19 protein-coding genes and 1 pseudogene are annotated in these 21033 nt (G+C 55.3%); 6 read left to right on the top strand and 14 right to left on the bottom strand.

Annotated features, from left to right (window positions below):
* Positions 1-18: 18 nt before the first annotated feature.
* Genes CHH28_RS06275 through CHH28_RS06265 form a run of 3 tightly spaced genes read right to left on the bottom strand, consistent with a single transcriptional unit; the run spans position 19 to position 3223 of the window.
* A complete protein-coding gene (locus CHH28_RS06275; protein WP_094059508.1) occupies positions 19-2241 on the bottom strand; it encodes an ABC transporter permease in 2223 nt (740 codons plus the stop codon).
* Positions 2242-2261: 20 nt separating this feature from the next.
* Positions 2262-2522, bottom strand: coding sequence for a hypothetical protein (locus tag CHH28_RS06270; protein WP_094059507.1), 261 nt, complete (start codon positions 2520-2522; stop codon positions 2262-2264).
* Positions 2519-3223: an ABC transporter ATP-binding protein gene (locus CHH28_RS06265; RefSeq protein WP_094059506.1), complete on the bottom strand. Its 705-nt coding sequence runs from the start codon at positions 3221-3223 to the stop codon at positions 2519-2521. The genes CHH28_RS06270 and CHH28_RS06265 overlap by 4 nt, the downstream gene beginning before the upstream one ends.
* Positions 3224-3236: 13 nt before the next feature.
* Here CHH28_RS06265 and CHH28_RS06260 point away from each other — a divergent pair, with 13 nt between their 5' ends.
* The 3 genes and pseudogenes from CHH28_RS06260 to CHH28_RS06250 all read left to right on the top strand — a co-directional run bounded on the left by CHH28_RS06260 (position 3237) and on the right by CHH28_RS06250 (position 7534).
* Positions 3237-3839: an arylesterase gene (locus tag CHH28_RS06260; RefSeq protein WP_233243767.1), complete on the top strand. Its 603-nt coding sequence runs from the start codon at positions 3237-3239 to the stop codon at positions 3837-3839.
* An 82-nt stretch (positions 3840-3921) separates the two neighbouring features.
* Entirely contained in the window at positions 3922-6588 is a 2667-nt protein-coding gene (locus CHH28_RS06255; RefSeq protein ID WP_094059505.1) for a putative bifunctional diguanylate cyclase/phosphodiesterase, read from the top strand.
* 163 nt (positions 6589-6751) lie between these two features.
* Positions 6752-7534, top strand: a pseudogene (locus tag CHH28_RS06250) (inositol monophosphatase family protein).
* Here the strand turns inward: CHH28_RS06250 and CHH28_RS06245 are convergent.
* From CHH28_RS06245 to CHH28_RS06215, 7 genes are all read right to left on the bottom strand, one after another.
* The gene (locus CHH28_RS06245; RefSeq protein ID WP_094059504.1) at positions 7528-8505 is read right to left on the bottom strand and encodes a lipase secretion chaperone; all 978 of its coding nucleotides are present in this window, start codon (positions 8503-8505) and stop codon (positions 7528-7530) included. The pseudogene CHH28_RS06250 and the gene CHH28_RS06245 overlap by 7 nt on opposite strands.
* 1 nt (position 8506) lies before the next feature.
* Positions 8507-9448 carry a lipase family alpha/beta hydrolase gene (locus CHH28_RS06240; RefSeq protein ID WP_094059503.1) on the bottom strand — a complete coding sequence of 314 codons (942 nt, stop codon included), beginning with the start codon at positions 9446-9448 and terminating at the stop codon, positions 8507-8509.
* Between the two features lie 137 nt (positions 9449-9585).
* Positions 9586-10629, bottom strand: a complete 1044-nt coding sequence (locus CHH28_RS06235) for an NAD(P)H-dependent flavin oxidoreductase (protein ID WP_094059502.1) — start codon at positions 10627-10629, stop codon at positions 9586-9588.
* Positions 10630-10728: 99 nt separating this feature from the next.
* Positions 10729-11055 (bottom strand): hypothetical protein, encoded by a 327-nt coding sequence (locus CHH28_RS06230; RefSeq protein WP_157729800.1) that lies wholly within the window; start codon positions 11053-11055, stop codon positions 10729-10731.
* Between the two features lie 89 nt (positions 11056-11144).
* Positions 11145-12515: a sensor histidine kinase gene (locus tag CHH28_RS06225; protein WP_094059500.1), complete on the bottom strand. Its 1371-nt coding sequence runs from the start codon at positions 12513-12515 to the stop codon at positions 11145-11147.
* 3 nt (positions 12516-12518) lie between these two features.
* A complete protein-coding gene (locus CHH28_RS06220) occupies positions 12519-13199 on the bottom strand; it encodes a response regulator transcription factor (protein ID WP_094059499.1) in 681 nt (226 codons plus the stop codon).
* A gap of 75 nt (positions 13200-13274) precedes the next feature.
* Positions 13275-13553 carry a late competence development ComFB family protein gene (locus tag CHH28_RS06215; RefSeq protein WP_094059498.1) on the bottom strand — a complete coding sequence of 93 codons (279 nt, stop codon included), beginning with the start codon at positions 13551-13553 and terminating at the stop codon, positions 13275-13277.
* 145 nt (positions 13554-13698) lie between these two features.
* Between CHH28_RS06215 and CHH28_RS06210 the strand changes: the two genes are divergently transcribed.
* Both CHH28_RS06210 and CHH28_RS06205 read left to right on the top strand, forming a co-directional pair.
* Complete coding sequence (locus tag CHH28_RS06210) at positions 13699-14118, top strand: HPP family protein (protein WP_094059497.1); 420 nt, start codon at positions 13699-13701, stop codon at positions 14116-14118.
* 154 nt (positions 14119-14272) lie between these two features.
* Positions 14273-14611: a TraR/DksA family transcriptional regulator gene (locus CHH28_RS06205; protein WP_094059496.1), complete on the top strand. Its 339-nt coding sequence runs from the start codon at positions 14273-14275 to the stop codon at positions 14609-14611.
* A gap of 124 nt (positions 14612-14735) precedes the next feature.
* Here CHH28_RS06205 and CHH28_RS06200 read toward each other — a convergent pair whose 3' ends face one another.
* The 4 genes from CHH28_RS06200 to CHH28_RS06185 form a co-directional block, all read right to left on the bottom strand.
* Positions 14736-15542, bottom strand: coding sequence for a potassium channel family protein (locus CHH28_RS06200; RefSeq protein ID WP_094059495.1), 807 nt, complete (start codon positions 15540-15542; stop codon positions 14736-14738).
* A gap of 77 nt (positions 15543-15619) precedes the next feature.
* On the bottom strand, positions 15620-16048 hold the full coding sequence (locus CHH28_RS06195; protein WP_094059494.1) for an OsmC family protein: 429 nt from the start codon (positions 16046-16048) through the stop codon (positions 15620-15622).
* 3 nt (positions 16049-16051) lie between these two features.
* On the bottom strand, positions 16052-16621 hold the full coding sequence (locus CHH28_RS06190) for a Tll0287-like domain-containing protein (protein ID WP_094059493.1): 570 nt from the start codon (positions 16619-16621) through the stop codon (positions 16052-16054).
* A complete protein-coding gene (locus tag CHH28_RS06185; protein WP_094059492.1) occupies positions 16602-16982 on the bottom strand; it encodes a rhodanese-like domain-containing protein in 381 nt (126 codons plus the stop codon). The genes CHH28_RS06190 and CHH28_RS06185 overlap by 20 nt, the downstream gene beginning before the upstream one ends.
* 237 nt (positions 16983-17219) lie before the next feature.
* Between CHH28_RS06185 and CHH28_RS06175 the strand changes: the two genes are divergently transcribed.
* Positions 17220-20975, top strand: coding sequence for a DUF1631 family protein (locus CHH28_RS06175; protein WP_094059490.1), 3756 nt, complete (start codon positions 17220-17222; stop codon positions 20973-20975).
* The last annotated feature ends 58 nt before the right edge of the window (positions 20976-21033 follow it).

The raw sequence follows: 21033 nt of genomic DNA, 5'->3' as shown, positions 1-21033 counted from the left end.
AAAAACGTTACAGTATAACTATTCTAACGAGCGAAGCACGCCCAGCGGCGACACGGTGACCGCGCGGCGCATAAGCCACAATCCCAGCGCGACCAGCACCAGTACGGTGACCGGTGGCAGCCACAACCACACCCAGCCCAGGCTTTGATAAGGAATGTTGAGCACGATCTGATAAATGCCCAACACCACCGCCTCGCCGCCCAGCAAGGCCAAACCACTGGCCAGCAGCGCCAACAGGCTGAACTCCACCAACTGGGAGCGACGAATCAACCCAGAGCTGCCGCCCAAGGTGCGCAGCATGGCGCCCTCACGCAGGCGCTCACTCAAGCTAGCGATCAATGCCGCCACCAGTACCAACACCGCAGCCACCAACACAAACAGCAGAATCAGCTCCACCGCCAAGGTGACCTGCTGCAGCAGGGTTTGAATCTGGCCCAGCACAAACTGCATATCCAGCAAGGTGACGGAGGGGAACTGGCGGATCAAGCCGGTCAAGGCATCACTCTGCCCCGGCGCGACGTAAAAGCTGGTCAGATAACTGCGCGGCAGCGATGCCAACACATCGTCGGAGAACATCATGTAAAAGTTCGGACTGAGTGAACCCCAATCCACTTCTCGAATGCTGCTGATGGTGGCATCAAAATCGACGCCACCGGCCCGAAAGCTGAGCGTATCACCCAACTCTACCCCCAGCCGCCCGGCCAAACGCTCTTCGATCGACACTTGGCCATTGCCGTTTTGCAGCGCTTCCCAGCTGCCTTCAACAATGCGATTGGAATCTGGCAAGTAGCTGTCTGCGGTTAACGCCAAATCGCGATTGATGGCCGGATCATCGGCGACCTCCAGCGTTTGCACGTCGGTGCCATTGATGCTCAGCAAACGCCCCGGCACCATCGGATACAAGCGCTGATGCTGATAACCGGCTTGCTCCAGCGCTGCGACAAAGCCGTCGGCCTCGTGCTGCTGAATATTGATGGCAAACACGTTCGGTGCATCGTCGGGCAAGCTCGCTTGCCAGTCGGCGAGTAAATCGTTGCGCACCGCCGCAATCACCACCATCACCATCAGCGTTAACGAAAACGCCAGAATCTGACCGGCGGTCTGGCGCCGATGACGACTCAGATGCTGCCAAGCAAAGCGCACCACCAGCGGCAGCTCGCGCCCTTGCAAACCGCGCTGCGCCAAACTGATCAGCCCCTGGAGCAGCAGCAACAACACCAATACCACCAGCGAACCGCCCAACATTACGCCGACGCTGAGTACGGCATCCTGAGTAAACAACCACAACAGCGCCGTCAATGCGGCCAATGCCAGCGCAATCACCAGCCAGCCCGACAACGGCACCGGCACCAGATCACGACGCAATACACGCAACGGGCTAACACGCGATAGAGGCAGCAAATACGGCAATCCAAATCCTAACAGCGTTACCGTGCCGCTGCTGGCGCCCAGTAGCCAGGCCGACCAATGGGCTTCGGGCAGTTGCTCTGGCAACACTTCGGCCAAAATCTCCAGCAACGCGTGCTGCAATGCCAGCGCCAAACCAATACCAACCGCCGTCGCCAGCACCGCCAGAATCAATAGTTGCGAGGCATATAACTGGAACACTTGCGCGCGCGCCAAGCCAAAGGTGCGCATCAATGCACTGATATCAAAATGGCGCTGGGCATAGCGCTGCGCCGATATCGCCACCGCTACGCTGGCCAGTACCACCGCCAGCAAGGCTGCCAAACCGAGATACTGCTTGGCGCGACTGAGGGCACGAGACATCGCCTGATTGCTGTCATCAAGGGATTCAAAGCGTTGATTGGAATCGAGTTCGATCTGTTGGCGGAACTGCTGCAGCGCGGCTTCCTCACCACCGAGTAGCAGCCGGTAGCGCACCCGCGCACCCGGGCCCAGCACCTTGGCGCTGGCAAGGTCGGCCCGGTTCATCATTAACCGAGGCGATAAGGTGTAAAAGTTACCGCCGCGATCACTTTCCTCGACAATGACTGCAGAAATGGTCAGCTGTGCATTGCCCATTTCCACCTGATCGCCCACCTCGGCTCCCAACAGCGCCAATAACCGCGATTCAACCCAGGCCTCGCCCGCTGGCGGGCCGGAAAACTGCTGCTGCGGTTCACCAAATGCCTGGCTGGCGGTGGTGAGGCGCCCACGTAGCGGATAACCGTCGTCCACCACTTTAATGGCCGCCAGCGCTAACTCTTCGCCAAACAACACCACGCTGGGAAACGTCACGGTTTCACTGCTTTGCAGCCCTAACGCCTGTGCGGTATCTGCCCAGGCGGGGGAATGGCGGTGGTGGAACGTATGCGTAAATCGGCGCCGAGAAGATCGTTGGAGCGCGCTTGCATTGCCTGCTCCAACCGCGAACTCAGCAAGGCAATGGCGGTGGTGGAGGTGACGGCGATCATCAGCGCCATCAGGATCAGCGTCAGCTCACCGGAGCGGGCCTCGCGCCACAGCAAGCGGCTGGCCAATGCCCACAGCCGTGTTAACGGCATGCGATGCAAGGTCATAGCACTTGCTCCAACTGGCCATCGCTCATCCGTAACTGTCGCTGACAGCGCTGCGCCAGCTGCGGATCATGAGTCACCAGTACCAGCGTGGTGGCGCGCTCAGCGTTCATGTCGAACAGCAGTTTTTCGATTTGCGCCCCGGTGTCGCGGTCTAGATTGCCCGTGGGTTCGTCGGCAAACAGGATTTGCGGATCACCGGCAAACGCGCGCGCCAACGCCACGCGCTGTTGCTCGCCACCCGACAGCTGGGTGGGGTAATGCGTCATTCGATGACCCAGCCCCACTGCCTCTAACAGGCGCGTCGCTTCTTTGCGCGGCTCAGCATGAGTGCGAATTTCCAACGCCAGCATGACGTTTTCCAGTGCGGTCAGGCCCGGCAGCAGTTGAAAGTTTTGAAACACAAATCCAGCCCCTTGTGCACGCACGGCAGCGCGCTGGTCTTCATCGAGGTGGTCAATGCGTTGGCCCAGCAAATGAATTTCGCCGGCGGTGGGCGCGTCCAATCCCGCCATGATGCCAAGCAACGTCGATTTGCCACTGCCCGAGGCGCCGACAATGGCAACACTCTCGCCGCGCTTGATATCAATATCCACGCCCTTCAAGATGGCCAAGGCATGGCTTCCGGCCTGCACCTGCTTTTCTACTGCACGAATACTAAGCGAGGACGATGTGCTGACGTTATTGGCAAGACTGACACTCATAAGGACTCTCTGGTTGTTGGCGTTATTGGTCGCAGGCCACGCCCATGCGACCAAGGTACTGATTATCGGTGATAGCATTAGTGCCGGATTTGGCATGCCAGTGCAACAAGGTTGGGTCGCCTTGTCGCAAGCCACGCTGCAACGCGACTACCCGGATATTCGTCTGATCAATGCCAGCATCAGCGGTGATACCAGCGCCGGTGGCCGCAGCCGTTTGCCGTCTTTGCTGCAACAACATCAGCCACAACTGGTGATCATCGAACTCGGTGGCAACGATGCTCTGCGCGGCACCCCCATTCGCGTCATTAAAGACAACTTAGCCGCGATGATTGATCAGTCCAAGCAAGCCGGTGGCGATGTGTTGTTGTTAGGCATGCAAATCCCACCCAACTACGGCCCGGCTTATACCCAAGCCTTTGCGCAGTTGTTTCAGCAGTTGTCGGACGATAAAGACACGCGGTTGGTTCCGTTTCTATTACAAGACCTGACAGACGACAGCGGTGCACTAAAAGCGGGCATGATTCAGGCTGACGGCATTCATCCATCCGCCAAAGCACAGCCATTGATGGCAGCGCTGGTCAATCAGCAAATCCGCTTGTGGCTAGAGGCTCAGTAATTGTTCTGAGCTGGCCCGAAGCAGCGCTCACAAGCCTCTGATACCAACTAAACTCCCCGAACAGGAAAAGCACCGGGGAGCTATGGATACCCTAACCGCGGCTGGCGCCCCCACCATTCTGCGCCGTCTCAGCTCAGCCATTGTCATCGCCACTGCCAGTATCAGTCTGGTGGTGGTGCTGCTGTGCGTGCATTTCTGGCTGGCGGCACAGGATCAGGTGTTTGATGATATGGCGCTGCACATCGCACCCGCCAACAACAGCTTGCTGCAGTTTCATCAAACCCAGCAACAGGCCCTGCTGGCGATATCACAATCGTCCGGCCAATTATCCCCCGACCAACTAGCGATCAAGCTGGAACAAGCGCTGGCAGATTTCACCGTGCCGTTTGAGTACCTCGCCGTTTATCGCAACAACGGCCAGCGACTGCTGCAGGCCAGCCTGACAGGGGGCGCAGGAGAAGCGCCGTTGAGCTTGTTTGAACAAGACATGGCCTACCTTAAGCAGCAAAGCGGCACTGTATTAGCGGGCAGCTATCGCATTGCCGCCAGTGCACACCTGGCCGTGTGTAAACCCATTACCTGGATACGCAACCGAGGGTATTTATGCGCGTTTTCCAACCAGCGCCAGCCGCTGTCGCGCGCCCTCAGCGATATCGCCAACCGCAGCTTAGAATACCAATTGATTCGCGCTGACGGTGTGCTGTTGCTGAGCAGCAACAGTGGTAAAGACGTCCACCGAGCACGACTGGGTGAGCCGGTATCAATCAACTTGCAGCAAGCTGTAGGGCGCAGTGTGCGCGGCGGTGTGGTGCGCCTCACCGACGGGCAGCAACTGCACCGTGATTATTATTCGCTACTGTCCTACGTTCGTGGACTGGATGTGGCACTGCTGCTGGAAACGCCGCTACACCGTTTGAGCAGCCAATATTTGCGCACTATTTTGCCGGTATTTGCTGGCTGGCTGGCCATCGTCGGCATCCTGCTCGGCCTATTTCGTCTGCAGCAACGCTGGTTGCAGCATCAATCACAGCAGCAACAACAGCTGTTGCAACAAAATAAAACCTTAAAAGACGAGTCGGCCCTGCTGTCGCGCACAGTGCATGGCTGTATATACCGCGCCACCTTGCCCGATTTATTGCTAACGCACATCACCCACGACAACAATTCGGTATTAGGCAGAGAATTACAGCAACGATTAGAGCGCCATAACTCGCTACTGAGTTTGATGGCCAGCGAAGATCAAGAAAGCTACCTGCAACTGTTGGAACAACATAAAACCCAACAGCAAGCCTACGAGATGGTCTACCGTCTCAATAGCCCGGAGCAAGAACTGCGCTGGATATTGGACCGCGGCTCGGTATTGCAAAGCGGTGATAATCGATACGAAGTCGAAGGATTTTTAGTCGATATTACGGATCAGACGTTATCGCAGCAGCACATTAATTACCTTGCGACTCGTGACCCACTGACAGAGCTGGGCAATCGCTATTGGTTTAACGATGAATTGATTAGCTACACCCGTCACCAGGCCAATCGCCAACGTCTAATGGCGCTGCTGTTTATTGACCTTGATCGGTTTAAGACCATTAACGATTCTCTCGGCCATCAATTTGGCGATCATTTATTGAAGGAAGTCGCAGCACGCTTAAAAAGCATTGTTCCGGAGCACTACCCGCTGGCACGCTTGGGCGGCGATGAATTTATGATTATGGTTACCGATGGTCGCCAACGCGCCGACATAGAACACATGGCACGGCGCATCATCAGCACCTTGTCGGAAACCTATCGCATTGAACATTTCAAATTAAATACCAGCTGTTCCATTGGCATCAGTTTATTTCCGCACGATTCCAGTGACGCATTTGTATTGATGCGCAACGCCGATACCGCCATGTATCAGGCTAAAAGCCAGGGCGGCAACGGCTACCAGTTTTACACAGACGACATGAATCAACGGGTAAACTCACGCCTAACGCTGGAAAACGAACTGCGCCGAGCCATCCAGGCGCAAGAGTTTGAGCTGTATTATCAACCGCAGGTGTGTACAAAAACTAATGAATTATTGGGCGCTGAGGCGCTGATACGCTGGCAGCACCCAGATGCAGGCATTATCTCCCCTGCTGACTTTATTCCGGTAGCTGAAGATACTGGACTGATTAACGACATTGGTGATTGGGCTCTGCGCGAAGCATGCAGCACGTTTTATCGTTGGAATATGTATCGCCACCGTCCACTGCCAGTGGCTGTCAATGTATCGGTGCGACAGCTCAGCGATGGTTTTCCCAGCCGCATTAAAGACATTCTCGATCACTCCGGACTGTCACCGTCATTACTGGAGTTAGAAATCACTGAAAGTTTATTAATGGATAACGTGCAGCAAAATGTTGAATGGCTGGATGCCATTCATGCTCTAGGCATTAACTTCGCCATGGATGATTTTGGCACCGGCTACTCTTCGCTCAGTTATCTTAAGCAATTTCCGATCAGTAAATTAAAAATTGACCGCGCTTTTATCATGGACATCACCAGCGATGTCGATGATGAAGCCATCGTACGCGCCATTCTTGCCATGGCACACAGCCTACGGTTAAAGGTGGTGGCCGAAGGTGTCGAAACCGAGCAACAACTGGAGATGTTAAAACGCCTGCAATGCAACAGTTATCAGGGATATTATTTCAGCAAGCCGGTGGACAAAATGACGTTTGAAAAAAATTTTTTAGAACCGATGCCGATGATTGGCCACTCATAGTGGTCTGAATCAGAAGTTCGTATATTTTCAGAGCGAATAGCAAGCGCCAGCACAAGGCGCTGTTCGCAGGAAATATCGGAATCTTTGATAATCCCAAGCGGTTGGGTTTTAAAATCCAATTAAGCTGTCACTATATAGGCGCACTTTCACTCAGAGGCTTTTTATGTCCACGCCCTCATTAGCCTGGTTGCAGCGTCTGGCGCAGCAAGCTGGCCATCTTATCCGCCACGAGCAGCAAACGCTGACGATCAGTTACAAAGACAATATCGAATTAGTCACCCAAGCGGATGTCGCTGCTGACCGCTTGATTCAGCAAGCCATTCAGGAGCAGTTTCCCAGCCATACGATTTTGTCTGAAGAACTGGCACCTCAAGCCGCCACCGAGTGTGAGTAATTATGGATCGTCGATCCCATCGACGGCACGGTGAACTTTGCTCGCGGTCATAGCCAGGTAGCCGTATCCATTGCCTTTTATCGTGCCGGTGTGGCTGAGTTAGGCGTGGTTTATAACCCGTTCACGCAAGAGCTCTTTTCTGCCCAGGCCGGGCAAGGTGCCACATTGAATGGCGAAACCATCCACTGCTCCGGCACCGATGAGCTGCGCCGCGCACTGATCGCCACGGGTTTTCCTTATCAAAAAAATAATCTGGGACAAATGATCGAGCGGCTGCAAAAAGTGCTAACCCACTGCGCCGATGTTCGCCGTCTGGGATCAGCCGCGCTGGACATCTGCTGGGTGGCTTGTGGGCGTTTGGACGGCTATTACGAAAGCGTAAAACCTTGGGATTTCGCCGCTGCACGCCTGATCGCACTGGAGGCTGGCGCCGTGGCTGGGCATTATTTGGCACCGCCGGCAGATATTTCGCCGACCTTATGTGGCGACCATATGCTGGTGAGCAATGCGGTTTTATTTGAGGCCATGCAGTCGCTATTGACCGATCACTGATGAGCGTCAGACAGCAGTGCCAGAGCAGCTGGTAAACGTTTTTGCTCAACGCTGGAAAAATGGCGCAGACGATACTGCTGCAACAGCGCCGCGCGCTGCTGTTCATCCAGCGCTTGCTCAATCAACGAGTTCTGGTACGCCTGGTAGGCAGAAACACGCTGCCGCCATTGCGCCTGTTGCTGATCTAACTGCTGCAGCCGTTGGGCTGCGACTTCGCCGTACTGCTCCGTTCGCCATTGCTGCAGCTGCTGATCTGAGGCTCCTTCCTCGCGCAGCGTGTGTTCCTGCTGTTGGTGCGATTGCAGCAACCGAGTTTGCTCTCTGAGCGTGATGAGGTCATCGGGTAATGTCGCCGTCACGGCGTTTTTATCGGCCAGTTGTAAGCGCTGTAACTGGTAACGATCCAGTAGCTCGTCATCGGCAAAAAAAGCCGCCACGGTTTTGCCATCAAAATATTGCCGTCGCAGCCGCTGCTGCCAGTCCAGTCGCTCGGCCAGTACCTCTAAGCTGGTGGCCTCTTGGGTTTGACGGCGCTGCGCAACGCGGTCAAAGTCAGCCAGCGCCGCTCGATACTGTAAATAGCGCTGCACCAAGCGCAATGCTTGACCACGTGCCGGTTGTGGCAGCGCAGCGATTTGCTGTTCCATCAGCTCGGTCATCTGGCCCAGGGACGCCTCTCCCAGGGCCGCCAAATGGAAATCTATCCAATGACGCAAGTCGCGGTCGATCACCAGTGATTGATCGCTGTGCAGCTTTAGCGCACCGTCCATTTGCGCACCGCGGTAAGTATTTAATGCCAGCACTTGATCACGCGCTTGGCGAGCATGGTGCCAGAGGTCTTCGCTGCGTGATGCCGGGCCGCCAGCAGAGGTGGCCGGCAGCTGCTGTACATCCACATCGCGCCACTGGCCCAGCCACCAGGTCACCACACCCAGTAATACGACAAAGCTCAGCCCCTGGCGCCAAGACACGCTACAAACCCGCTTGCTGCAACCGATTGGCGTGGGTGCGGAAAACCGTCAGCGGATCAGTTTCCGTTAAATCATGCAGACCCAGCGTCATGTTCACTTCGTCGAGGTGGTTCATTCGAAAATCATCACGGATCACCATGCCCAGCCGGCTGCCACAGCTGCCGACCAAACCGTCATTTTTCTCACCGGCAGGGAAAAATAACCGCGTGGTACCAGTCAGCAAGTCCAGCGGATCCAGCACATTGGTAACCGGCTTAGCGCCGCTCCACGAGTAATACCGCACGCCATTGTACTCGTAGTCACCCTCGCCACACTCCGTCGCGGGAATGCCACCCGGGTGCAGCTGGTTAAAGGCTTCGGTCTCAGCAAATGTCATTGATTGCAGCGATGCCATGATGTCTTGCGGATGGCCACCTCCTGACAATAAATCGATCACCTTGGCCAAGGTGTTGCCTAATGTCGCAATCAGACCGGCAAAAGCATCAGAGCCCTCGCTCCAATCATTCAGTGCTTCGGCCACAGGGGTACCTTTGTTCACACCAGCAATGGTAGTAACGGAGGCCACCAAATCTGGCCGCACCGACGCCACGTAGCGCACGGTTGGACCGCCATGGCTGTGGCCAATCAGATTGAACTTGTCTGCACCGCTAATCACCCGCAGTTTTTCAAGCTGTGGAATCAACTGCTCACCGCGCACTTCGGGTGCATTGGAGTTAGACACACTGGTGACAAAGACTTCAGCGCCATCAGCGCGCAAGGTTTCCGGCACTTTGTACCAGTAATCTATGCCCAACAATTGGTCAAAACCGTACAGGCCATGGGTCAGCACAATCGGATATCGAGTCGCGGTGTAGCCGCTGTTGTCCGGTGATTTGGACATAGCGTACGACCACGAACTGGCCAGCACAGCAGCCAGCATGACAACAACAGAAAGGAGTTTCATAGGCAGGTCCTGAGGATTGTTATTATTAGATCCTTCGCTCCCGGCGGGATGCCTCCGCACCTTAGCCAGCGCGGAAGCTATGAACATAGGATGTTTCAGGACAATGTCGACAAATTAATCTGTCATATATGACAGCATCACTCCGATGGTTGAAAGATCTGCTGCTGTTGCAGATGCAATTGCTCAGCGTCCTCGACCGTGCGTTGTAGAATCTCCGCCACCGTTGGCATGTCGTTGATCAGCCCCTGGGTCTGACCGATAAACTGCACGCCATAATCCAAGTCGCCCTGCTCAGTTGCGGCCTTTAACCGCGGCACACTGGCGCCGAAGTAAGCCAGCAGCTTGACCTTATCGACCATGGCTAACATGCCCACAAGCACTTTCCATATCGGTTGGTTCACCAGCTTGGCAGCGCGCGTTGCTTGCCAACTGGCGATGAAAAAATTCATGGGTCGGCGCGTTTCTTTTACTGAGCGCGCAGTGCGCATCACACGCGCCGGAATACCATCAAAGTTCTTGGAATAGATGGTCTCTTGCTCACTGCGCTCAATCACGGCCTGTTTGGTATTGGCATGCAGCGGGCTTTCTTGACTAGTAGCCAAGCGCGACCCCATGGCAATGCCATCCGCACCCAATGACAGTGCGGCCAGCAGTCCACGGCCATCGGCAAAGCCACCAGTCGCAATCACAGGAATGGTCACCTTGGCCGCAATGGCTGGCACCAATACCAGAGAAGTGACATCACCGCCGTGGGCGGCTGCCTCGTGGCCAGTGACCATGAGGGCATCAGCGCCGATGGCCTGGGCAGATAAAGCATGCTTTTCCGTCACCACTGTCGCAATCACTTTACCGCCATACTGATGGGCCCTTTCCACCAGCCAATCGCCTTTGCCCAACGAAAAATTGATCACCGGCACCTGCTCTTGCAGAGCAACTTCAGCGTTCTCTTTGGCACCGGGCATCAGCAGTGTCACGCCAATGCCGAAGGGTTTATCCGTCAACTCACGAATACGGCGAATGGCTGTGCGGGTTTGCTCTGCGGTCAGCGGACCACTGGCGAGAATCCCCAAACCGCCAGCGTTGGCCACAGCCGCCACTAACTCGGGGGTTGAGATCCAGCTCATACCGGGCAACACAATGGGGTATTCGATAGCAAGCAATTCGGTCAGACGAGTACGCATAACAAAGCTCCAGCACATCAGAGCGGCACACTCTAGCGCTGATACAAAAGCAGTCTATGGCCGAAATGCCGGGGTTAAATCAGTGAGAAGATGGGAGGATCAGGGTTGGCGGGCTTGCTCTTTGACAAAGTTCTTAAACATGCGGGTACGTTGCTCGGACGACATGCTACGCAGTTGCTGCAGGCTTTCGACACGGTCGTTGTACATGTTTGGATCTTGCAGGCGGTGAGACTGCAGCGAGCGATAGAAATGATCCAGCGCTTGGCGCTGCTCGGGACGAGCGTTATCCCACTCCAGTGACAAACCGCCGCGAGGGTCCGGTGCCGCTGGATCAAACAGATGCACGCCATCAGCACCGCTGTGCGGTGTGTCGGCCCAGGCAACGCCTGAGGCAAGCACGAGACTGATGAAAAGTGGATGGCGCACGGTTTTATCCTGCAATTGTTTCACTGACAATATAGTGTACCGCTAACCACGACACCAGCCCATGCGCATGCCGTAAATGCCAAGTAAAGTCATGAGCCATTGTCCACCGGCAAGCTCAACGTTGCTTGCAAGCCGCCCTTTGGATGATTCGCTAGTTGCAGATCGCCGCCATGATGCAAGGCCACACGGTGCGCGATGGCCAGCCCCAGTCCAAATCCTCGGTGGCCTTTATCCAGCGCCTCGGTGCTGCGCTCCCTGGCATCTTCGTTGCGCACAAACGGCCGCACCAGGTCCGGCAATATATGCTCAGGCACTCCCGGCCCACGGTCACGCACGCAAATCACCAGCCACGGCCCATCCTGAGTCAGGCTGACACTGACAGCAGTGCCTGGGTGTGTATGCAATAACGCGTTGCGCACTAGGTTCTCTACCGCCGCGCGAATTAACGCCGGGTCCGTCAGGACGGGATAAGACTGCGCTGGGCGATGCCAGTTCAGTTGCTCGGACGAGTGCTCAAAGCGTGCGTCACTGACAATTTCGTCCACCAGATCCGCAGCATCCAAATGCTGCCAGTGGTTGCGATTCTGATCGACCTCCAGCCGCGCCATCCCGAGCAAATCGCCAATCAACTCGTTCAGCCGTTGGTTCTCTTGCTCAATACGGTCCAGCGCATCCTGCTGCTCATCGCATGAATCCAAACGTGCCAGTTCTAATGCTACGGCAGAGCGGGCCAATGGAGAACGCAACTCGTGGGAGACATCACGAATCAGTTGTTTCTGGTCTTCCAGCACACGCCCCAAGCGCGACGCCATGGCATCAAACTCGCGGCTCAGTTGCCCAACTTCATCACCCCGGCGCGTCAGCTTGCTAGGCAACTGTAAGTGGAAGTCGCCACGTGCCAATGCCTGTACGTAGTGCTGCAAATCAGTCAACGGACGAGTTAAATACAGCGACAGCAGCCAACCCAGCAGAGCGAACAACAGTACCGCGGCGGCAAACCCCCAAGCCAAATACGCAGGAAAGTTAAACACCGCCAGCGGATGAATAAACTCCACCACCAGCAAATAAATGCGGCCATCGTGGGACATCAGTGGAGCTTTGACCAGAATTTCGGTCCGCCCAAGCGGATTCACTAACGCCTGATAGTTTTGCGGCGAATAGGCGTACTCCAGCACGGCTGGAGGTACCTGCGGCAGCAGGCTAAGGCCACGATCATCAAAAATATAGGCATTCACACTGGGGTGGCGCTCAAAGGTAAACAGCCACTCAAGCAATAAAGGCTCGCCACCGCGTTGCAGTATCAACTCTGCAGCAGAAATGTATCCGCCTGTTGGGGCGATTAAGTTGATGGAGTCGTTGGACCAGTGACGGTAATAGGCGGCGAGCGCCAAGGTCACCATCGCGGCGACCAGGCTGGTCAATAAAAACGCCAGGTAAATGCGAACAAAAACGCCGCGCATAGTTTATTGCTCTGGCTGGTACTGGTACCCCACGCCACGCACGGTTTTTATCCGCTGCTTACCATCACGATTTGGCCCCAGCTTTTTACGCAAATTACTCAGGTGCATATCCAAACTGCGATCAAACAACGTCAGCGAACGCTGCATGCTCTGCTCGGCCAGGCGGTTTTTTTCCACCACTTTGCCAATATCGCGCGCCAGTACACTGAGGATATTGAATTCAGTGACGGTTAATTCCACCGCTTCACCATTGCGCTCAACAATGTGCTGATCAAAATCAATGGATAAATCGTCCACCTCGATCCGCGAGCTGGCGACATCTACCGGACGCCCACGACGCAATACGGAGCGCAATCGGGCCGACACTTCACGAGGGTTACAAGGCTTGGGCAGATAATCGTCGGCGCCAATTTCCAGCCCTTCAATGCGGTCCATTTCCTCGCCTTTGGCAGTCAGCATCAGTACTGGCAACTCACTGCGCTGGCGAATACGACGCAGGATATCCAGGCCATTACCACCGGGCAGCATGATATCCAACACCACCGCCTGGTATTTGCCAGACAAACTTTCTTGCAGACCTTCCTCCGCGGTGTGAACCACGCTGACCTGGAACAATTCGCGCTCCAAGTAGCGCTTCATCAATGCGCAAAGTTCCTGATCATCATCTACGAGTAAAACGTGCATATTCCGTATCCGGTCTGTTTCCCGCCCGCAGTGTCCGTGAAAGCAGGCAGCGGATGCAACTGCCTGACGATTTTTTTACGCTTGCAGATCGCGTTTATGTTGGTCCACAAACTGCAATGCATCGGTGACGCATTGGCTGACACGTTCCTGAATATCATTGAGTTCATCTGGCGACATGTAAAACGCCATATCCACCTCATAGCGGATATAACGCGGCGGTAAATGATTCAGCGCCACACAGGCAACGTCGGCCATATAATCCGAGGTTACGCCCTGCATATTGCCCACTCGCTGCAGGATTTCGTCAGCAACCAACTGTTCGTAGTAGTTGCGAATATGGTGCGTGATGCTCATGTTGATCTCCGCTCATTAATGTCTGTGCGCTGCACGCAACGCCTGTTTCAACCATAGCAGTTTGGCGTTTTCCTGCTTTACTTACAGAATCAACGCACGGCGGGAAAGCTGTTTGCGACTGCTGATAAAACTGGAGACTCATGCCATGAAACTGGTCAGTGACATCATGACCCGCAGCCCCATTACGCTGACACCCGACGATACCCTAGAGGATGCCGAGCGCATAATGGCCGGCCAACAAATCCGCCATATTCCCATTATCGATGCCGAGCAACGACTGTGCGGCGTGATTAGCCAGCGTGAATTTCTGGCCGAAGCATTTCGCATTACCGACAAGTTTGGTGCACATAATCTCAGTGCCTATTTGGCGAAAGCCCACATCGAAGGCTGTCTTAACAAAGACGTCAACAAGGTGACCGCAGATACCCCCTTGCGCGAAGCCGGAGAATTACTGCGCAGCACCAAAAAGCGCGGCTGCTTGCTTGTGGTCGACAGTGAACAGCAGCTGCATGGCATCGTCACATCGCAAGACTTTATGGCTTTGGCACTGGAGTTACTGCCCTAACTGATGCCTCGCCAGGCGCCTAAATACCCGAGCATCAGACCCTGACGTGCATCAACTGATACCACCTGACCTTTGGCTAAGCTGATGGCATACCGCTTATTCAGGGCTCGTCTGCGGTGAGCCCGTAGTCAGCCCAGGCTGTAAGGATGCAATTATGAATACCGAGGCTATTCGACAACAACTCAATCAACGTCGTCAGTTATTATTAGCACGAGCGGAAAAGACCGAGCGCGATGCCACCCACCGTGACGAGCCACTGTCGTCAGATTTCGCCGAACAGGCGGTAGAGAGAGAAAACGACGAAGTACTGTCGGCCATCAGCATCGAATCGCGCCATGAAATTGCACAGATTGATCATGCGCTGAAGCGTTTGGAACAAGATGTCTACGGCGTTTGCGAGCAGTGCGGTGAAGGCATTGATCAGCGCCGGCTAGAGGCGGTGCCTTATACTGAGTTTTGCATTCAATGTGCTAGCCAGGCGGAATCGGCTTAACACACTTGCTGCTTATTTTTTCGCAGCAGCACCAGATGCCGCGTATTGCACAGCAGCTTATTGAAATACCCAATGGCAACCTCAGCCATCACGATTGGCTGAGGCCATGGGCGGGCGTGCTGGCTCAACGCTTGTCGGACTGGTCTAACAAACGGTCGAGTTTTTCCTCCAAACGACGCATGCGTTTTTCAATTTCGTACAGCTGTTCAGTCTGATCTTGTTCTTCGGCGCGCTCTTCCGCTCGCCAATCCTCTTCTTCCTGCTGCATGAAAAACGCCGAAAAGCTTGCCGTTAACATGGCAAACAAGCCGATGCCCATCAGAATCAGCACCGAACCGAATAAACGCCCAGCGGTGCTGCCCGGAACAATGTCGCCATAGCCGACCGTCGTCACCGTGACCCAAGCCCACCAGATACCGTCCAAAGGCGTCTTTACGTTTGGGTCAATTACCGCCATCAGAGTGCCGGCGATCACAATGATGATGAAGCTCACCATCAAGGTCGGCCCAAGATGATTCCGCCCCATGATCTTCTGAAACGTACCCGACATGTTCATCAACATGGTGAACATCGCCAGCAGCCGCAGCACCCGCAGACCACCGGCATGAGGGTAGGCTTGCCAAAGCAGTGGCATGCCGGCAAACACAATCACCAGGTTGCTCCAGTTATTGCGCAAGTAGCGCCACTTGTCGTCCACCGCCCAGGTAAGAATCAGGGTCTCCAATAAGAAAAAGCCCCACAGCAGCCAGTCGGTAAACTGGGTGTAGGGCAGCGGCTGCTCTGCCCGCGCTTCCAAGTACCATTCAAATACGATCCAGAAGGCGATCAGAATCATCGGCCATTCCACCATGCGACCCAAGCGGCGCGCACGCAGATTTTCGCTGGAATCCACACCAGACAGTCCGATGACTTTAGAAAGATTGATGATCATGTACGCCTGCTGGCTCCGGTGCTAAAACTCATGTGTTGCCAGCATAGCGTAACCGCGTTGGGCGGCGGCGACACGGATCAAGGTGTGCGAATATCGACCTCAGTGGTCACGCTGTTGGCGATGAAACAATGCTGATGCGCCTTGTCGTGCATGGCTTTTATCGTCTCAGCAGCGGGTGACTCACCGGCAAAAACCACTTGTGGTTGCAGCACAATGCGATCGACCCAGAATTTTCCATCGTCTCGCTGCGCCAGCGAAGCGATGGCTTCGTCTTGATAACGCTCAACTTGCAATCGCTTTTTTGCCGCCAGCGCGAGAAATGTCTGCATATGACAGCTGGCCATGGCTGCCGCCAGCATCTGTTCTGGGTCAGCACCAAAGTCGTTGTTGGCGCCACCCGCGGCAATGCTGACTTGCGGTTGAAACTCCAGCTCATGGCGCCGTTCAAATCCGGCGTGCGAGAACTCGCCCCGGCGCTGCCACTGTAACCGGATAATATGTTGCATTGCTCATTCCTCCATGACTTTACTCAACGAAAAAGCACCGCGTAACTGGCCTATGTCATAACCGGTTGCTCGATCCAGCGGGTAGCGCTGCGCAATCGCTTGCTGCACCGCAGTACTCAGAACAGTTCCATGACACGTCAGACAAACAGCTTGGGTGGCGATGGCTTTCATGTAGCGAAAGCGGCCGTCGACCTGCTCGCCGTGCTCCAGTGTAGTGGCATCTTGGCCTGCAGCCAGTTGCTGCTCAAACCGCAATAGCGTTGCCCGCTCCCACTCATCAGGGGCATTGTCGGTGTTACGCAGTCGCTGCGATACGCGGCCCACTTGCCAACCTTGGCGGCTCAAGGCTCGACTGATCTCAGGAGCTGCCGTATTGCACACCTTGATGGCCGCCACCGGCCCATCAGCCTTAAGCGTCGTTGCCAACGTCTGCTGCAACGAAGTCGCCAGTTGTTTTGTCAGCGCTCGGGCTTGCGGCAAATGCTCATCATGGCGTTGTTGCGCGACGCTCGGTGCACACAAGAAGGCGGTTAACAGCCCTGCCAAAATGCGCTTATCGATACACATTGGCATCCACTTCCACGCGTTGAACTTCGCCGGCCCATTGATCAAACCCGCCTGTCAGCATGCTGATGCGCTCAAACCCCATTTGCTTCAAGGTATGAGCCGCCAAGGTACTGCGGCCGCCGTTTTTACAATAGAGCAAAACTTGCGCCTGTTGATCAGACAAGGCCGGATGCTGCCCCACCATAAACTCCAGTAAACCGCGCGGCACGTTAACCGCCTGGGGTAAGTGTCCCATGGCAAACTCGGCCGGTTCACGCACATCCAGCACCACGGCGTTACCCTGTATGAGCTGCTCCGCAGCAGCCGTATCAACTGCATTGACTGACGCCATTGCGGCGGCCAAAAAATCATCCTTTGTCATCGCCATCTCAGTCCCCTCTCAAAAACATAACTAGATAGAAATATAGAAATCAAATGTGCATTTGGCAACCACAGCCAAGGCACAGATCTTAGCGAGCTGGCGCTGGTGGTTGGGTCTGCGCAGCGGTCATACGGCAGCAATGCCAGCTGCCATTTTTGCCGATGCCAACTTGAGCCAGCCGATCTCATCCTATACTGAAATTCCGACCCAAGCGCACTGGCCGCACTTGCTTTGAGGCACTCTATGGCAGCTGAATTAAGGCACCATCCACGTTTTTCCAGTCACTTTACTGCCCGTCTGAAAGCGGCGGATGGCCACACCTACGACTGCAAAGTGGTGGATTATTCTCACTCCGGTATGAAGCTTGAGTGGCCGCATGAGTTCCAGCCGGTCACTGGTAGCCTGCACACCATAGAACTGCAGCTAGAGAACGAATGCTTACACATTGAGGTGGAGTGGATTTTTCAGCGTGGCCGCGACGTCGGCTTGAAAGTGCACACGCCAGACGACCGGTTGTTTTTACAACTGCAAGAGTCCAACCAGCAGTATCGTGCCAGCGGCGGCCTTGCCGACGAGCAACGTCAACAGTACCGTCAGCGTTTCAGCCGAGATGCCACTGAGTTTGCCGACCGACTGATTAAGCGCTGGTTACCTGAGTATCTGGAAACATTGTTTGACCAAGCCAATCAGGGCCGCTCCACCAACGAACAACAGCAATGGCTGCAACTTGAAAAGCACGTTAAACAGCAAGCCGTACCACTGATTCAACGCTTTAAAGAACGCCTACAACAACAGTTAAAACGCTGGCTGGATGGCCAGCCCAGGCTAACCCGAGACAACCACCCGCAGCAGCAAGAAGAGTGGCAGCTGACCTTAGTACAACAAACCGAGTTTGAAGATTGGCTGCTGGCCAAAGTGACTGCGTCGCATTTGCAGTCGCGCCTTAGCCGCCAAAGCTTCGAAGTTCGCCAGCTGCTCGACACACTGTCCAGCGCCGACAGCGTGGACGATTGCTTTAATCCCATTGGCGCCAATACGTTAACCGAGGCCTTTGCTGATAGCATCGAGCCGCTGCGCTTGCCCGCGGCCGCTCGTACCCTGGCCTTTGAGTTGTTCGAGCAACATGCCGCACAGCTGATGCAAACCACCTTTGAAGCTTTGTGCAAAGACATTCACATTCCCATGACCTTCCGCTATCGCAAGCCGCGCCCAGCAGAAGTGGCAGTCGCCAAAGCCGAGCAGCGACCAGGGTTTAATGCATCTCCTGGCTCGACGCTGAGTGCAACAACCGCGGAGCAGCCAAATCAATCGCTGACAGAACAAGGCGGCCGCCCTGCCACCAGCGGCGCGCATCTGAGCCACTTTCAGCAACACCAACAAGAAGCGCGTCAGGCGTACGCCAACATTCAGTCGTTGCTGCAACTGCGCCATCAGCGCCAAGGGGATGGCAGCGCTACGATCGAGCAGGCCACGGTCGCTGAAGCAGCGCAGCAAGAGGTCGAGCACGCCGTACAACAAGTCGCGGCGCAAGCCAGCTTGAAAGACAGTAATGTACTCGATCACATTGAGCGTGAGTTGGCGGAGCAACAAGTCGCGTTGCCAGCCGAGTCGCGTGACGCCATCGATACCCTGCAAAATGTCACCCAAAACCTGCTGCAATCACAGCAAATCGCCGATTTTGTCAAACCCCACATCGAAACATTGGGCTGGCCGGTTCTGCAGTTAATGCTGCAAGACGCCAGCTTGCTGTTTAACCCGCAACACCCTGGCAGACAGGTACTGAATCAGGTGGCCCGCCTAGGGCAACTGACCACCAGCGGGCAACAACAACTGGGGCAGCGCCTGCAGGTACTGATCGAACAGCTGCAACACAGCGAACAACAAGACGTGGGTGCATTTGAGGCGCTACTGGAGCAAGTCGAACAACTGGTACGCCAAGCCGAACGCAAAGCGCGCCAGAATACCGAGCGTGTTGCTCAGGCGGCCGAAGGCGAACATCAGCTGCAGCAGGCCCGCCGCCAAATCGAGCATCTGATCGGTCGCGATACCGCTGGCCGCACCCTGCCCCATTGTGTGGTCGAGTGGCTACAACAAGGCTGGCAACCGCTGCTGAGCTTGTTGTTGCTGCGTGAAGGCGAAGACAGCAAACGATTTTCGGGGGCCGTCAAACTGTATCGCCAGGTTTTACTACTGTTTAGTCCGCAAAATGCTGGCCGCCAGGAGTTGCTAGAGCGCTTTCGCCCGATGATGGAGCTGGCGCGCTACGAGCTTGATCAAATGAACGGCAATCAACCGCATCATCAGCAATGGCACGATGAAATTCTGCAAGCGGCAGAGCAGCATCTGTCCCAGGGTGAGGTCCGAGGCACCATCGATCTGCCCGAGTTCATTGTGGCCGACGATGAGCCTGCCCCCGAGGGCAATGGCTTGCGCAAAGCAGAAAACCTGCAAGTGGGCGACTGGCTGCTGCTGACCGAGCAAGACCAAGCGGTGTCCATTGCCTGGGTGGCGGAAGATGCGTCCAAATTTGCCTGTGTCAATCACAGCGGTATGAAGGTGATTGATTTTACCTTGGCCGAGCTGGCGCGTGCCTTTGATGACGATCGCGTAAAACGCCTGTACGAGCAGCAAGAAAGCGCCGTCGACCAAAGCATCGACAAGCTGGTGGAGCAGATTTATCGTGACCTCTCCGAACAAGCCAATCAGGACGACCTGACTGGCCTGATCAATCGAGCGCATTTTATCCGCGAGCTGGAACTCAGATTCGACCAAGCCGTACGCAGCTCGCAGCCCACCCTGTTATGCCTGCTAGATATTGATGGGTTTAGAGAGATCAACCGCCAATACGGCTTGGCTGGTGCCGATGCCAGCTTGCAGACCGTGGCAACGGTGCTGGACGATCGCTTCCCGGATGCGCTGATCGCTCGCACTGGCAGTAATGAATTCGGCCTGCTGCTGGCGTTGTCGGAGCAGAGCACTGCCGAGCAGCAGGTGAATGATATTGAGCAAGCGGTCAAACAGCTGACCGTGGACGTTGATGGCCAGTCATTTACTATTCAACTGAGCATAGGAGCCACCGCGCTCAGTGATCAAAACGAGTCGCACATCTTGCTCGAGCAAGCCTACCATGCCTGCAGCCGTGCCAAAGACGTCGGTGGTGCTCGTGTTGTTTGGTACAGCGATTCTGAGGACCTATCGGCCTCAACACCTGCAGCAAACGCAGTAAGAACACCGGCCAGCGATGTTATTAGCGACGATGCGGTTAGTCGCTGGTATCAGCAATCGCTGCAGGCGTTGAATCACCATCAGTTGGCCCTATTAGGAACCCCCATTCAGCACCTTCATCCCGAACACAAAGGCGAATACAGTTACCTGTTGCAAGCCGCCCCACTGGAGGAAGGACAACCGCTGCTACCACCGCAACAAGCGACCTACAGTGACCACGCACAGCGGCGCCCGCTAGAAATCGAACAATGGCTGTTGCAACAAACACTCAAGTGGCTGCCGAAAACTGACTTGGATTTGCAATGCGAGCGGCTGTTTTTGCCGTGCAGTGGTGACTTATTGCTGCATGAGCAAACCTATCAGCAATTGCGCCAAGCCTGCGACCAACTGTTGCCGGTGGGTAAATTATGTCTGGAACTGAGCAACACCGACCACTTGGCCGACCTGGATGAAGCCGCAGAGCGTATGCATGCCCTGAGGCAGCTAGGCTATCGCTTCGCTCTGGCCGACTTCGGTACCGGGCAGTCGGCCTTCGTAGCTTTGAAACACTTGCCGGTGGACTATGTGCGCATCGATCACCGTTTTATCGACCAACTCAGCACCAGCTCGGCAGACTATGCGCTGGTGAAGTCGATGCGCGACATCGCCTGTTTTATGGCCAAGCGCACCGTTGCCGAGTTCAGCGCCAATGGCACCAGCCGCGACATTTTGTCCAGCCTGGGTGTCGACTACGCCATGGCCGACGTTGAACACAGCGTCCTATTGTCATCGTGACCAGTGTGTGACCGGTTAATGAAACGGCAAAGTTAAACGGTGTACAATCCGCGCTCTT

Origin of the sequence: Bacterioplanes sanyensis (assembly GCF_002237535.1) — a bacterium.
GTDB classification, from domain to species: domain Bacteria; phylum Pseudomonadota; class Gammaproteobacteria; order Pseudomonadales; family Oceanobacteraceae; genus Bacterioplanes; species Bacterioplanes sanyensis_A.
This window is presented reverse-complemented; position numbering and strand designations above follow the sequence as displayed.